The 13,712-nt window shown below is 67.7% G+C and carries 12 protein-coding genes and 1 pseudogene; 5 read left to right on the top strand and 8 right to left on the bottom strand.

What is annotated here, in order from left to right; all coding sequences use genetic code 11:
* The first annotated feature begins 97 nt into the window (after window positions 1-97).
* Window positions 98-732: pseudogene (locus tag ACLJQ7_RS21815) on the top strand (SRPBCC family protein).
* On the opposite strand, the gene ACLJQ7_RS21810 reads toward ACLJQ7_RS21815, so the two are convergent.
* The 3 genes from ACLJQ7_RS21810 to ACLJQ7_RS21800 are packed head-to-tail and all read right to left on the bottom strand — an operon-like array spanning window position 708 to window position 3,804.
* Complete coding sequence (locus tag ACLJQ7_RS21810) at window positions 708-1,448, bottom strand: HNH endonuclease (protein WP_410650043.1); 741 nt, start codon at window positions 1,446-1,448, stop codon at window positions 708-710. The pseudogene ACLJQ7_RS21815 and the gene ACLJQ7_RS21810 sit on opposite strands and share 25 nt — an antisense overlap.
* Window positions 1,445-2,632 carry an AAA family ATPase gene (locus tag ACLJQ7_RS21805; RefSeq protein ID WP_410650042.1) on the bottom strand — a complete coding sequence of 396 codons (1,188 nt, stop codon included), beginning with the start codon at window positions 2,630-2,632 and terminating at the stop codon, window positions 1,445-1,447. The genes ACLJQ7_RS21810 and ACLJQ7_RS21805 overlap by 4 nt, the downstream gene beginning before the upstream one ends.
* Window positions 2,633-2,658: 26 nt before the next feature.
* Window positions 2,659-3,804, bottom strand: a complete 1,146-nt coding sequence (locus ACLJQ7_RS21800) for a hypothetical protein (protein ID WP_410650041.1) — start codon at window positions 3,802-3,804, stop codon at window positions 2,659-2,661.
* A gap of 299 nt (window positions 3,805-4,103) precedes the next feature.
* On the opposite strand from ACLJQ7_RS21800, the gene ACLJQ7_RS21795 reads away from it, so the two are divergent.
* The 4 genes from ACLJQ7_RS21795 to ACLJQ7_RS21780 are packed head-to-tail and all read left to right on the top strand — an operon-like array spanning window position 4,104 to window position 7,224.
* Window positions 4,104-4,526 carry a hypothetical protein gene (locus tag ACLJQ7_RS21795; RefSeq protein ID WP_410650040.1) on the top strand — a complete coding sequence of 141 codons (423 nt, stop codon included), beginning with the start codon at window positions 4,104-4,106 and terminating at the stop codon, window positions 4,524-4,526.
* Entirely contained in the window at window positions 4,526-5,152 is a 627-nt protein-coding gene (locus tag ACLJQ7_RS21790) for a DUF3558 domain-containing protein (protein ID WP_410650039.1), read from the top strand. Before ACLJQ7_RS21795 ends, ACLJQ7_RS21790 begins: the two co-directional genes overlap by 1 nt.
* Window positions 5,152-6,444 carry a PPE domain-containing protein gene (locus ACLJQ7_RS21785; RefSeq protein ID WP_410650038.1) on the top strand — a complete coding sequence of 431 codons (1,293 nt, stop codon included), beginning with the start codon at window positions 5,152-5,154 and terminating at the stop codon, window positions 6,442-6,444. Before ACLJQ7_RS21790 ends, ACLJQ7_RS21785 begins: the two co-directional genes overlap by 1 nt.
* A gap of 27 nt (window positions 6,445-6,471) precedes the next feature.
* Entirely contained in the window at window positions 6,472-7,224 is a 753-nt protein-coding gene (locus ACLJQ7_RS21780; protein ID WP_410650037.1) for an ESX secretion-associated protein EspG, read from the top strand.
* A gap of 264 nt (window positions 7,225-7,488) precedes the next feature.
* Here the strand turns inward: ACLJQ7_RS21780 and ACLJQ7_RS21775 are convergent, their stop codons facing one another.
* The 5 genes from ACLJQ7_RS21775 to nuoL form a co-directional block, all read right to left on the bottom strand.
* Window positions 7,489-7,806, bottom strand: a complete 318-nt coding sequence (locus tag ACLJQ7_RS21775; protein ID WP_410650036.1) for a helix-turn-helix domain-containing protein — start codon at window positions 7,804-7,806, stop codon at window positions 7,489-7,491.
* Window positions 7,803-8,588, bottom strand: a complete 786-nt coding sequence (locus ACLJQ7_RS21770; protein ID WP_410650035.1) for an alpha/beta fold hydrolase — start codon at window positions 8,586-8,588, stop codon at window positions 7,803-7,805. Before ACLJQ7_RS21770 ends, ACLJQ7_RS21775 begins: the two co-directional genes overlap by 4 nt.
* A gap of 97 nt (window positions 8,589-8,685) precedes the next feature.
* A complete protein-coding gene (gene nuoN / locus ACLJQ7_RS21765; RefSeq protein WP_410650034.1) occupies window positions 8,686-10,251 on the bottom strand; it encodes an NADH-quinone oxidoreductase subunit NuoN in 1,566 nt (521 codons plus the stop codon).
* 3 nt (window positions 10,252-10,254) lie between these two features.
* On the bottom strand, window positions 10,255-11,805 hold the full coding sequence (locus ACLJQ7_RS21760; RefSeq protein ID WP_410650033.1) for an NADH-quinone oxidoreductase subunit M: 1,551 nt from the start codon (window positions 11,803-11,805) through the stop codon (window positions 10,255-10,257).
* Window positions 11,805-13,703 carry an NADH-quinone oxidoreductase subunit L gene (nuoL, locus tag ACLJQ7_RS21755; RefSeq protein WP_410650032.1) on the bottom strand — a complete coding sequence of 633 codons (1,899 nt, stop codon included), beginning with the start codon at window positions 13,701-13,703 and terminating at the stop codon, window positions 11,805-11,807. The genes ACLJQ7_RS21760 and nuoL overlap by 1 nt, the downstream gene beginning before the upstream one ends.
* Window positions 13,704-13,712 lie beyond the last annotated feature (9 nt).

The following is a 13,712-nucleotide window of genomic DNA, read 5'->3' as shown; positions in this document are numbered from 1 at the left end:
AAGGGGCGTCCGGGACTCGCCGGGCGCCCCTTTTCCATTCTGGCTTATATAAGCCTGTGCTGATATCTTGTCGGCAACCGAGCCGAGGAGGGCACCGATGGTCGACGTGACCAGCCAGATCAACTCCGTCCAGCGCAGGCTGGGCAAGCGTGTGGTCGAAGCGGGCGAGGCGGTGACGGCCACCGTCAGCCAGGTCTACGACACCGGTCTCGACGATCTCTGGGACGCCTGCACGAATCCCGAGCGCATCCCGCGCTGGTTCCTGCCGGTCAGCGGCGACCTGCGCGTCGGCGGCAAGTACCAGCTCGAAGGCAACGCGGGTGGGACGATCGAGCGCTGCGACCCGCCGAAGAGCTTCGCCGCGACCTGGGAGTACAGCGGTGACGTCAGCTGGATCGAGCTCCGGCTGAGCCCCGAAGCCGACGGGCGCACCCGGTTCGAGCTCGACCACACCGCCGTCCCAGGCGAGCACTGGAACCAGTTCGGGCCCGGCGCCGTGGGCATCGGCTGGGACATGCTGCTGAACGGGCTCGCGCTCCACCTCGAATCCGGCGAGGCCGCCGACCCCGAGGCCGCCATGGCCTGGATGACCAGCGAAGAAGGCGTGCGGTTCATGACACTGAGCAACAAGCCTGGTACGAGGCCGACGTCGCCAACGGGACGGACCCGGCCACCGCCCGCACCCGCGCCGACGCCACCTTGGCCGCCTACACCGCGCCGCCGGAGAGCTGAAGGTCCTCGGCGAGCTCCGGGGCACGAAGCAGGCCGATGAGCTCGTCGTCCGCCCGGAACACGGCGCGGGCTCCCGGCATGTTCGCCTGCCGGAGCATCGCGTGGAGGACGTCGGCGTGTGGCTGGTCGAGCAGGGTCCAGACCATCGCGCGCCGTTTCGCGTCGTCCCCCAGTTCACGCGCGGCCCACCAGCCCATGACGAGCGCGCTCACCTGGTTGACCGCCGTTTCCCGCCCCCGCGCCAGTTGCGCGCGGTTCAGCCCGCACACCTTGATGGTCTGCTCGCCCTTCGCGGTCAGCGCGCGGTAGGTCCCGATGGACAACACCAGGAACAGGTGTTCCAGCGGGTCTTCGGCGGTCGGATCGATGAGCAGGCTGTCGCCGTCTTCGTCCACCGGGAAGAGATCGCGTTTGTGGTGGCTGTTGCAGTACTCGCAGGCGAGCACGTGGTTGAGCCAGTCGAACGCGCGGCCCGGATTCCGCGCGATCGGCTCGAAATGGTCCACAGTGGACCCGAGGCCGTCGCCGCAGTACATGCAGTAGCCGCGGCCGGCGGCCATCACGTCCAGGCCCGCCCGCAGAGAACGCCGCACGGCCCGCGAAACCCGCCAGAGCCGTCGTGCTTCCTTGCTGTCACCGGGAGGGATCCGCGCCGTCAGCTCTTCGAGATCGGCCACCACCCGCCCCGGCAGCGCGATCCGGCGGATCCCGATCACCGATCGTCGGCCTCGAACCGCCTGGCCACCTCGTCGACCCGGCTCGGCGGCGAACTGCTCAGCATGCCCCGCAGCCGTTCCCATTCCCGGACGCCGTTCGCGTCCGCGCGACCGGAAGCCACCTGGAACTCCAGCTCGGCAAGATGCTCCCGCAATTCGACCGCCTGGGGCGAATACGGCGTGTCCAAACCGAAAAGGTCGGACAGCACGGCGTCGTCGCCGGAGCCGAACACGACCCGCTCGTACAGCTCCTCGGAAACCACGCGCGGCGGGACGTCCTCGTCAGGACCCGAAAGCCGGACGAGGCCGCCAGGGTCGGCGGCCTGGCAGACGTAGGGGCTGTGCGTGGTGACGATGAACTGGATCCGCGGGAAATGCGCCTTGAACCACGATCCCATGCGTTTCTGCCACGACACGTGGAGATGCGCGTCCACCTCGTCGATGATCACGACACCGGGACTCTCGTGGTCGAGGCCGGCGCCGTCGAGTTGTTTGAGCAGGTCGACCACGAGCGCGGTGACCGTGCGGTAGCCGTCGCTCATCTCCCGCAGCGGGAACCGGTCGCCCCGGTACTCGACCCAAAGCCCGTCCGAATCGACGTCCCGGATCCGGTAGCCGCCGGGCAGGAGGCCGTCACCGAGGATCTCCAGCGCCGCGTCCTTCAGCTCACGGGCGCCCGCTTTTCCTTCCAGGGCACGGAGATGCTGATTGATCAGCCAGGTGACGCCCTCGGCGAGCGAGGCGTCTTCATGGAACAGGCTGGCCATCCGCGCCAGCGATCCCGCGCCACGCATCCACGACTCGGCCTCGCCGCTCCCGCCCGCGAGCCGCCGGAACGGTCCGTACGCCGCGCAGAACGGCTGGCCGGGTGGAAGTCCGGAGATCGGCAGCAGGCCGGAGTCGAGCCAGCGGACCTCGACCGGCGCCGGGCCCTCCTCGCGCATCACCGACAGCTCGATCGACCCGGACGTCTGATCGTTGGAGATCCAGCTGCCGGCGTCCGACAGCAGCCCCCAGGCGACGTCCGGCGCCGCCGCGACCGCGATGGCGCGCAACAGCGAGGTCTTGCCGGAACCGTTGCGCCCGGCGAGCACCACCCAGCCGGGGCCGGGCAGCCGGAGGTCGACGGCACGGGCGCCGCTGAAGCCGCGGATGTTCTCCAGCCGGACCCGCTCGATGTACATGGAGAAAGCTTACGACGGCGCGGACGTCACCTGGGCCCCCGAAAGTGGGTCGCCATCACGAGCTCCATCACGGCGTGCGCCTTGGCGACATCCACGGCATGCAGCGCCCTGGACCGCGGCCATTCATCGACGCCCCGCTCCTGCTGCGACGAAATCAACAACCGGACGTGTCCCCGCGAGCCGAGATTCCCGAACGGCGAGACGTACAAGAGCAACTCGCTGTCGTCCTTGGTGCGAAGGCTGACTCCCGGGTTCCCGCTGAAGGTGTGCTGACGATGGTCCTTGAAGGTGCCCTTTGGATCCGCGTGCCACTCGCCGGGCGCGCCACCGTTCGCGGTGGCCCCGGCTTCGATCTGCACCCGATGGCGTGGCTCGACGAAGTAGCAGGAACCCGGCGTGGCGATCGGCTCGAACTCCGGCCCGAAGGTCTTCTTGACCGCGTCCCGGAACACCGCGCACTCGACGTTCGGGTCGGCGGCGCCGGCGGCCAGGATCACCTCGGCACCCGTCGGCACCTGGGCATCGACCGCCGGATCACAAGTCTCACCCTTGCTGGTGGAGACCCAGTTCGCGCAGGCGCCGACCCGGGCGGTGTCCGGAGCGTCCGGCGGGTAGACGAGGTCGTGGGGCAGCTTCGCGGCTCCGGCGGTGGCGAAGTCGCGAAGGAGTCCGCAGTCCTTGCTCCGGCTCTGGAGCGCCAGTTCGAACTGGATGGCGCGCTGGAAGCTGACCGGCACGGTGATCGCACAGCCGTCGACGGTGCCCTCGCGACGGGACTCGACCTGGTAGGCCTTCACTCCGCCGAGGTCGACGACGGCTCCGTCGTTCCGGAGTGCCGCGTGGCCCGGGTCCACGTCCTGGACGTAGAGCAGGTCCAGCTCTCCTCGGACAAGCGCGCACCGTTTCCTGCCGTGCTTCACCTCCGGACGCGTGGTCGCCAGCGCGGCATCGAGCGGCTGCCGAAGCGCGTAGGTGACCCGATCGATCAGGGCACAGAAGTCGGTCGCGGCGAGAGCGGCGTCGACGGCTTGTCCGTCGCGATCCGCGGGACGCGGCTGCTTGGGCTGCCATTTCGGAAACTGTGGTGGCGGCGGGGGCGTATCCACGGAATCCGTACAAGCCGCGAGCAGCCCGAGGAGCACTGCGCCGAGAATCACTCTTCGAAACTTCATTACGCAGAGTGTGCAAATTAGCTGGGTCAACCACCAGGAAGAACCCGGTTTCCTGGAGCAGATTCACACGATTGATTTTCACGGATAGTCACCATGATCACTGAGCCTATTCAGCGGGGAGCGGGACTTAATGCAGCGGGGTTCACCGACCGGGGAACCCTGGTAATCTTCCCGGCGTCGGATTACGCAGGGTGCATCGGGGAGACGCGCCTTGTAGCCACGGGAGGGGCAGATGACGACGGTGACTTCGGGGCGGCTTCGGCCATTCAGCGGGGAACGGTTCGGCGCCATGGAGGTGCATGGCCGTGCCTGACGGGACACCTGTCTACCCACCAGGCTTCAACCCGGGCTCGGTCTGCAAAGCCCCACCTACTGGCGGCTCCTACGGGACGCCGGTCGCGGACGGCTCGGGGTTCAAGTACGACGAGGCGACACTCCACGAACTGGTGAACGAGTGGCGCGACCTGGCCCTGCAATACCAAGCCGATCTCGCTGAAGCCGGAAAAATCGCCAGGGCCCGGCCTCCAGGCCTGGAGTACGCCAGTGGCAACAATGCCAACATCACTAACCTGTCCGGGTCAGCACTCGAGGGCACCCTGCGGCAGCGCATCGCCTACTGCGAGAACATGGCGACCAGGTACGTGACCGCACTCGGCAAGTACGCGACTGCGGAAGAGCACGCCACCTCAGTCATCAATCAACAGCCGAAAGGCATCGCCTGATGCGTCGCTCCATCCTTGTTCTCTGCGCCTTCACGTTCGCCCTCACCGCGTGTTCGCCTTCGACCAAGAACGGCACCCCCACTCCCTCCAATGGCGGTACTAGCCCGAGCCCGTCGAGCGCAGCCGGACAGATCCCGGGTCCTGGCGTTCCTAAGGTCGACAATCCGATCGACCTGGCCCGATTCAAACCGACACCCTGCAACGCCCTCACCGAGACACAAGCCGAGGAACTCCTCGGGGCCAAATCCGAAGCCAGGGAAAGGCTCGACGGATCGACTGGACCTTCGTGCTTGTGGGCACCGCCCTCCGCCACCCGCCCTACGGTCAACGTGCTCTTCAGTAAGTCGCCTGACAGGGGAATGACCAGCGTTTACGAGGCCAAGGGCAAGACCTATAAGTTGTTCGAGCCCCTCGAACCGATTGATGGCTACCCAGTGACCGCCTACGGCACGGAGGACGAGCGTGCGAGCCGAGGAAAGTGCTCCGTAGCACTGGGGACCAGCGATAACGAGACCCTCGACATCGTCTTGGAGCAGTCCGAAGCCAACATCGGCAAGAAGGACCCCTGCGACGCCGCCCGTGAAGCCGCGATCAGGGTCTTGACCACCGTCCGAGGGGGCAGCTGATGGTCGCCGAAGGACCGCTCACCGCCGCCCAGATCTATGAGCAAATCACCAAGGGTGAAGGCACCGGTTCACTCTCCGAGGCTCAGCTTGCTGCCTTCAACCTGACCCAGCGGCACCACGAGCGTGCGCAGAAGCTCACCGCGCTCACCCAGAAGACCATGGCCGGTTGGCAGGGTGGCGCCAGCGACGCGGCCGCCGACGCGACGAAGCCCGTTGTCGAAGCCGCGTACGACGACGCTATGCATCTGGCCGTGGCCCAGTCGGCGATCAGCGCGCAGATGGACGCGTTCGGGACGGCCAAGAACTCGGTCAAGCCGGTTCCGCCCGAGCAGCCCGCGCCGACGGCCGAGGACGTCAAGTCCGCCATGAGCGGCGGCCTGGTCAGCTACTGGAGCAAGGTCCAGGGGTACCAGGCCGACAGCCAGCACAATATCGATACCTTCTCGAGTTACCACTCCGCCAGCACCGCCAACGGTGACGAGCTGCCCGCCCAGTACGCGCAGCTCACCGACCCCGGCGGCAGCGTCACCCTGGACGAGGGCGGCGGCGGGAGGCCGGCGGCGAGGGGGTTCGGCGACGGCTCCGACGGGCGCGAATACGGGGTCGGCGAGCCCTACCGAGGTCCGAGCGGTCCGAGCGGTCCCGGCGGGCCGAGTGGGCCCAATGGGCCGAGCGCACCAGCACCGGGCGCGGGTGACAACGGCCCGCAGCCTGGGCAAGGTCCTCAGCCGGGTCAGCACCATCCCGGCTTTCAGCAGCCGGACGACGGGACCCGCGCGAATTCGTACACGCCGCCCCAAACCACTCCGGTCGTGCCACCGGCGGCGAACCTCGACTTTGGGCCGACCGGCAAGCCGAACCCCACGTACAACACGCCCGGCGCCTTCCCGCCCGGGTACGGCCCGGGAACGACCGGGCCCACGCCGTACGGTCCGGGCACGGGTGGCAGGTCACCCGGGGTGCCGAGCGGCGGCGGTTTCCGCGGGCCAGGCGGGCCGGGCGTGATAGGCGGACCAGGTGGGCCCGGGCAGCAGCCCGGTATGGGTGGCCGAAGCGGCGCCGGGATGCCCGGCGAGGGCGTGGCAGGCCGTGGTGCAGCGGGAACGACAGGCGCCGCCGGTCGTGGCGGGGCGAACGGGATGCCGATGGCGCCCGGAGCCGCTCGCGGTAAGGGCGAGGAGGACAAGGAGAAGAAGGCTCCGGCGTACCTCCAGAACCCGGATCCCGACGAGACCTTCGGCGGTTACATCGAAAAGCCGATGCCGCCGGTGATCGGCGAAAAGAAGAAGTAGCACCACAGTCCCAGGGGAGGGAGGCACGTGGTGCTCGCGCGCCCGGTCGAGATCACGCTCGACACCTTGTTGACCGCGTTCCGTCACGCCGGTTGCGGAGATCCGCATCTGATCTTCACGGGCGGGCTGCGCTACATTCCGCCGTCGTCGCGGAACGGCGAGGACAGGGCGGCGTTTGAGGAGCTCGGCGGGCTCGGGTTCACCGAGGGCAAGCGGCTGACCAGCGATTTCGAGGACGTCCTGCACGTACTCGACCGGCCGAACACCGAGTACTACGCGACGTTGCGAACGGAGACGGAGCAGTACAACGTGCTCGTCGCCGTCCGCGGACGGGCCGCGGTGACCGCCATCTGCGAGGGGAACCGCGTGTGGCTGAAAGGCGTGCGGACCGCCGACCGCGCGGCGGCGCTCGTGATGAACCTGCCCGAGTACCCGCCGGCCCAGTTCGCCCCGTTCTCCTTGGCCCAGGACGACTTCAACGGCGGCGGCGGGGACGGCCTCTACGACGAGCCCGAGTCCCGAAGCCGCGAAGCACGGCAGCTGGACGAGGTCTTCGAGCAGCCCTATTTCGGCGTCGGTTTCTTCGCCGCGGCCATGCGCCCGGACGGGGGTAAACGCACAGAGGCCATAGATGGCCTGTCCTATTTGGACATCGACTCCGGACGAGTGGCCATGCATGTGAGCGGTTCTCCCCGGAACCGGTACATCACCGTCCTGCCCGGCGAGCCCACGTTACTGGCCCAGAAGGTCGCCGCACTGCGGGCGAGCCTCGATCACTGACTCGATCAGGCGTACCGACCGCGCCGGATCCAGTACGACAGCGTCCACAGTGGATCGGAGTAGGGTTCGACATCGCAGGGCCGGTGCAGGCATGTGCTCCGGAGGCGAACGGGATGACCCGGAGTTCGACGGTGGTCCATCACCCGCGGGCCATCGATCTGGCGACGCAGCGTCCCTTCGTCGATATAGGCGACAAACCCAGGCGAGAGTCCGCAGGAGCGAGCGACGATCTTCGTAGCCTCCTTTTCGTACTGTGCAAGCGTTTCACACTGGAAGGACACGTCGGCGAAACCACCACGGCCCGCTGTCGCGAGACAGCGAGAGCAGCGCTTCTCGCCACTCTCCGGTGACCTGATAGACCGCGAGCAGCGCCGACACCTCCTCGGCGGACGCCGCGCGCAGGCCGGTTTCGATCCGGCTGATCGTCGACTGGGACCACGCCAGTTTGTCGGCCACTTCGGTCGCGGCCAGTCTGGCGGCCTTCCGCGCGGCTCGAAGTCCGTCGGCGAGGGCCCTCGCCTGGGGTGTGGGTCTCGGCTTCGGCGTCGCGAGCACCCTGCCCGGTGCGCCGGAGCAAGTCATTCCCCGAGCCGGGCGACCTCGCGAACAGCGGCGGAAATGGCACGAAAGTCCTTGCGCAGCAACGCCCCGTGGTTGCTCTCGACCTTCGCGCTCACCTTGATGGTCGGGTTTCGGACGGTCACCGCGTCGAGCCCGGTCCGGATCTGTTCCTGCTCGTCCGCCTTGCTGCCGAACGAGGTTCCCGAGGCGAGCACGTATCGCGTCGGAACGGTGATGCTGTCGAGCACCGGGCCCAGTGCGGCCTCCCGTGAGAGCTTGCCGAGCTCGATGTTGCTCTCCGCCTGCTGGGCCGCGGTCATCCGCGGTGCCAGTCCGGTCGGGCGCAGGACCGGCATGATCAGGTTCAGCCGCTTGAACAACTTCCGGATCCGCTGCTCCATGGCGTCGTCGAGCCAGTCGTACGGGAAGGCGCCGTCGACCAGGACCGCGCCGATGGTGCGCTCCGGATTCCGGGCGGCCCAGTGCGCCGCGACGACCGCGCCGTAGGACCAGCCCACCACCAGCGCGCGCTCCACTCCCCTGGCGGCGAGGACCGCGTCGACGTCGCGGACGGCCGCCTCGAAGGAGTAGTCAGCGGAACGGCGAGACTTGCCGCGAGCACGCTCGTCATAGGTGATGTGGCGGAAGTCCGTGCCGAGGTCGGCGAGGATCCGCCGCCAGTAGCCCTGGGTCGCGAACTGGCCGTTGAGGTAGACGACGGGGATGCCGGGGCCGCCGGAGTCGGTGACAGCCAACGCGGTGTCTTCGACGGGGAGCATTCCGGTCCAGGAAGAGGAAGTCATGAGAGAACTATCGAGGTGCGGCCTGACATCGCTCTGACGTCGCACTGACACGAAAAAGCCCCCTCACGTCAGCGAGGGGGCCTTTCGCGAACCAGGACTACTTGAGGGCGAAACCGCCGGAGCCCGCCCAGTCGAGGGCGAACGCCGGAAGCAGCCCGAGCACCAGCGTGACGATGACGCCGAGCGTGATCGCCGTCGTGGTGAACGCTCCGGGCACGGTGACGGTCGGGCCGTCAGGCGCCGGCTCGGAGAAGTACATCAGCACGATCACCCGCAGGTAGAAGAACGCGGCGACGGCGCTGAAGATCAGCGCGACGACGACCAGCGGCGCCATCCCGTCGGACAGGGCCGCCGAGAACACCACGAACTTCCCGACGAAACCACTGGTCAGCGGGATACCCGCCAGCGCGAGCAGGAGGAAGGTGAACACGCCTGCCAGTACCGGAGACCGCTTCGCGAGCCCGGCCCAGGCGGACAGATGCGTCGCCTCGCCATCCGCGTCCCGGACCAGCGAGACGACACCGAACGCGGCGAGTGTGGTGAAGCCGTAAGCCAGCAGGTAGAACAGCGTGCTCGACAGGCCTTCTTCGGTCATCGCGATCGCACCCACGAGCAGGAAGCCGGCGTGCGCGATGGACGAGTAGGCGATCATGCGCTTCACGTCGGTCTGCGTGAGACCCAGCACCGCGCCGATCAGCATCGAGATGATCGCGACGCCCCAGAGCACGCCGCGCCATTCCCAGCTCGTCGACTCGAACGCCACCTGGAACACCCGCAGGATCCCGCCGAACGCGGCGACCTTGGTGCAGGCGCCCATGAACGCGGTGACCGGCGTCGGCGCGCCCTGGTAGACGTCCGGGGTCCAGGTGTGAAACGGGCCGACCGAACCCTTGAACAGCAGACCGACCGCGAGCAGCCCGAGCCCGGCGAACAGCAGCGTGTCCGACCGGTCCGAACCGGCGGCGGCGTTGGCGATGTCCGAGAGCTTCACGGAGTTCGCGTAGCCGTAAAGCAGGGCGAGACCGTAGAGGAAGAACGCCGACGAGAACGCGCCGAGCAGGAAGTACTTGACCGCGGCTTCCTGCGAGAGCAGGCGACGACGGCGGGCGAGACCGCACATCAGGTACAGCGGCAGGCTCAGCACCTCGAGCGCGATGAACATGGTGAGCAGGTCGTTGGCCGCGACGAACGCCATCATGCCGCCGAGCGCGAACAGCGTCAGCGGGAAGACCTCGGTCTGCATGCCGGTGGTGCCGACCTGAGCGCGGTCCTGGACCGTGCCCGGGCGGATACCGGCCTGCGCGACGAACGCGCCGCCCGGTTCGACCGAGCGGTCCGCGATCAGCAGCAACGCGCCCAGTGCCAGCGCCAGCAGCGTGCCCCACAGAAACAGTGACGGCCGGTCGACGGCGATCGCACCGCTGAAGGTCGTGATGCCGTTCTTCGGCGCGGACGAGCTGGCGTACCAGGCCAGGAAGACACCCGCCGCCCCGATGCCGACCAGGGACAGGAAGACCTGCGACGGCCACCGCATGTGCTTGGGCAGGAAGGCCTCGAACAGCACGCTGACACACGCGGCCCCGAGAATGATCAGGATCGGCGTGACGGCGAAGTAGTCGATCGACGGCACCTGCACCGGTGGCGCCTGAGTCAAGAAGAGCACGGTTTACTTGCCTCCCTGCACGGACGACATGGTCGCCTGCACCGACGGGGTGATCGTGTCGAGCACCGGCTTGGGGTAGAACCCGAGCGCGATGATCAGCACGACCATCGGCGCCAGGATCGCGATCTCCTTGCCGCCGAGGTCCTTGATTGCCTTGGTCGCGCCCAGTTCTGGCGCGATAGCCGTGCCCGGGCCTCCACCGGCGCCGATCAGGGCGTCACCGCGGACGGGGCCCTGCATGACGCGCTGGTAGAGCCAGAGCACGTACGCCGCGGCCAGCACCATGCCGACCGTCGCGATGATCGTGTACACCGGATAGTCCACAAAGGACCCCAGCAGCACCAGGAACTCACTGATGAAGGAGTTCGTGCCGGGCAGGGACAAAGTGGACAGACCGGCGATGAGCAGCATCCCGCCGAGTAGCGGGGTCACCTTCGCCATGCCGCCGTAGTCGGAGATCCGCGTGGACCCGCCGCGCATCACGATCAGCCCGACGACCACGATCAGCATGCCGGTGGCGAGGCTGTGGTTCAGCATGTACGACACCGAGCCGACCATCGCCTGCTCGTTGAAGGTGAAGATGCCCAGCGCGATGAACCCGAAGTGGGCGATCGACACGTAGGCGATGAAGCGCTTCATGTCGCGCTGCCCGGCCGCGAGGATCGATCCATAAAGGACACCCGCGACGGCGAGCACCAGCACCCATGGCGCGAGTTCCTTGCTGGCGTCGGGGAACATCGGGAGGCAGTAGCGCAGGAACCCGAACGTGCCGACCTTGTCCAGCACGCCGACCAGCAGGACCGCGACGCCGATGGGCGCCTGGCCCGCGGCGTCCGGCAGCCAGGTGTGGAACGGCACCAACGGGGCCTTGATCGCGAACGCCAGGAAGAACCCGATGAACAGCCAGATCTGGGTGCCCAGTGGGGCGTCGCGGACGACCGTGACGAGCGTTTCCCAGTCGAAGGTGCCCTTGCCGAGCTCGTCCGACGCCAGCGAATACGCGCCGATCGCCGAGGCCAGCATGATCAGGCCGCCGAGGAACGAGTACAGGAAGAACTTGACCGCCGCGTACTGCCGGTTCGCGCCGCCGTAGCCGCCGATCAGGAAGTACATCGGGATCAGCATGATCTCGAACAGCACGTAGAACAGGAAGACGTCGGTCGCGGCGAACACCGCGATGGTCAGCGCCTCCTGCACCAGGATCAGCGACAGGAACCCGCCCGCCGAGCGCCCGGCCGGGAGTTTGTCGGTCAGGCCGAGCGCGCCGACCACGATCGGCACCAGCAGGCCGATGACCGCGATCATCACCAGCGCGATGCCGTCGATGCCGAACGAGATGTGGATGCCGAAGTTCGGGATCCAGTCCATTGAGGACTTCTGCTGGATTCGGTCCCCCGAAGGCGCATAACTCGCCCACATCGGGATCACCAGCAGGAACGTCAGGATCGACACCACGAGGGCGGTGAGCGTCGCCAGCCTGTCGTTCTTCTTCATCCCCGCGACGACCGCGGCGCCGGCCAGCGGCAGCAGGATGGATGCGAGTACCCAGGTCATCAGGAGAACCTCACCAGCAGGAGTGCCGCCAGAAGCAGGAATGTGCCGCCCAGCATGGACAGTGCGTACGAGCGGACGAAGCCGGTCTGCAGGCGGCGCAGGCGCCCGGATCCGCCGCCGAGCGCGGCGGCGAGGCCGTTGACCGCGCCGTCGACCCCGCGGTTGTCCACGTAGACCAGTGCGCGGGCGAGCCAGGTGCCCGGGCGGGCGACCAGCGTCTCGTTCAGGGTGTTGCCGTACAGGTCGTTGCGCGCGGCCTTGACCACGGCCGAGACCCGCTCGGGGCGTTCCACCGGAACGTCCTTACGGCCGACGAAGAGCCACGCCGCCGCCGCGCCGAGTACGGAGAGCACCACGGTGAGGATCGGGACCAGCGCGTGCGGGATGACACTGTGGCCGCCCTCTTCGAGCGGTCCGACCACCGGCGAGAGCCATTCGGCGAACCGATCGCCGAGGGCGAAGAACGCACCGGCGCCGACCGAGCCGATCGCCAGGATGATCATCGGCCACTTCATGATCGCGGGCGATTCGTGCGGGTGGAAGTCGCGGCCGTCGCTGCTCTTGATCTCCTTCCAGCGTTCCTTGCCGAAGAAGGTCATCACCATCAGGCGCGTCATGTAGAACGCGGTGAGCCCGGCGCCGAGCAGTGCCGCGCCGCCCATCACCCAGCCGCGCCAGCCGCCCTGGGACAGCGCCGCCTCGATGATCGCGTCCTTGGTGAAGAAGCCCGAGAGCGGCGGGATGCCGATCAGCGCCAGGTAGCCGAGCGCGAAGGTCCAGAAGGTGACCGGCAGGTGCTTGCGCAGCCCGCCGAACTTCCGCATGTCGACCTCGTCGTTCATGGCGTGCATGACCGAACCCGCCCCGAGGAACAGCCCGGCCTTGAAGAAACCGTGCGCGACCAGGTGCATGATGCCGAGCGCGTAGGCGATCGGGCCGAGCCCGACGGCCAGCATCATGTAACCGATCTGGCTGACCGTGGAGTACGCCAGGACCTTCTTGATGTCGTCGTAGGCGCAGCCGATGATGCACCCGATCAAGAGCGTGACCGTACCGACGAGGGTGACGATCAGGCGGCCGTCCGGGGTGGCGTTGAAGATCTCGTGCGCGCGGGCGACCAGGTAGACGCCGGCGGTGACCATCGTCGCCGCGTGGATGAGGGCCGAGACCGGGGTCGGGCCCTCCATCGCGTCCGGAAGCCAGGCCTGCAACGGGAACTGGCCGGATTTACCGCAGGCGCCCAGCAGCAACAGGATCGCGATCGCGGTGACCGCGCCGGTCGGGATCTGGCCGACGGCGCCGAAGACCTCGGCGTAACCGGTGCTCCCGACGTACTTGAACATCAGGAAGATCGCCAGCGCGAGCCCGACGTCACCGACGCGGTTCATCAGGAACGCCTTCTTCGCCGCGGTGGCCGCGGACGGGCGGTCCTGATACCAGCCGATGAGCAGGTACGAGGCGAGACCCACGCCTTCCCAGCCGAGGTACAGCGTCACGAAGCTGTTGCCCAGCACCAGGATCAGCATCGAGGCGACGAACAGGTTGAGGTAGGCGAAGAACCTCGACCGGTCGCGATCCTCGGCCATGTAGCCGATCGAGTAGAAGTGGATCAGCATGCCGACGCCGGTGATCAGCAGCACGAACGTCAGCGAAAGCGCGTCGATCCGGAGCCCGAAGTCGACCTGCAGCGCCGAAACCGGGATCCACGAGAACAGTTTGACGTCCGCGGTGGCCTTGGTGTCGGCCGTGAAGAACAGCAACAGGCCGTACACGAAGGACAGTGAGACGGTCGCACTGCCGAGGAGGTGTCCCCAGCCCCTGGCCCGCTTGCCTGCCAGCAGGAGAATAAGGGCGCCGAGGGCGGGAAAAGCCACCAGCAGCCACGATGATGCGGTCAACTCGGTGCT

This window comes from Amycolatopsis sp. cmx-4-54 (assembly GCF_046548895.1).
Lineage (GTDB): Bacteria > Actinomycetota > Actinomycetes > Mycobacteriales > Pseudonocardiaceae > Amycolatopsis.
The sequence above is the reverse complement of the archived record's forward strand: the minus strand, read 5'-3'. Positions and strand labels throughout refer to the sequence as shown.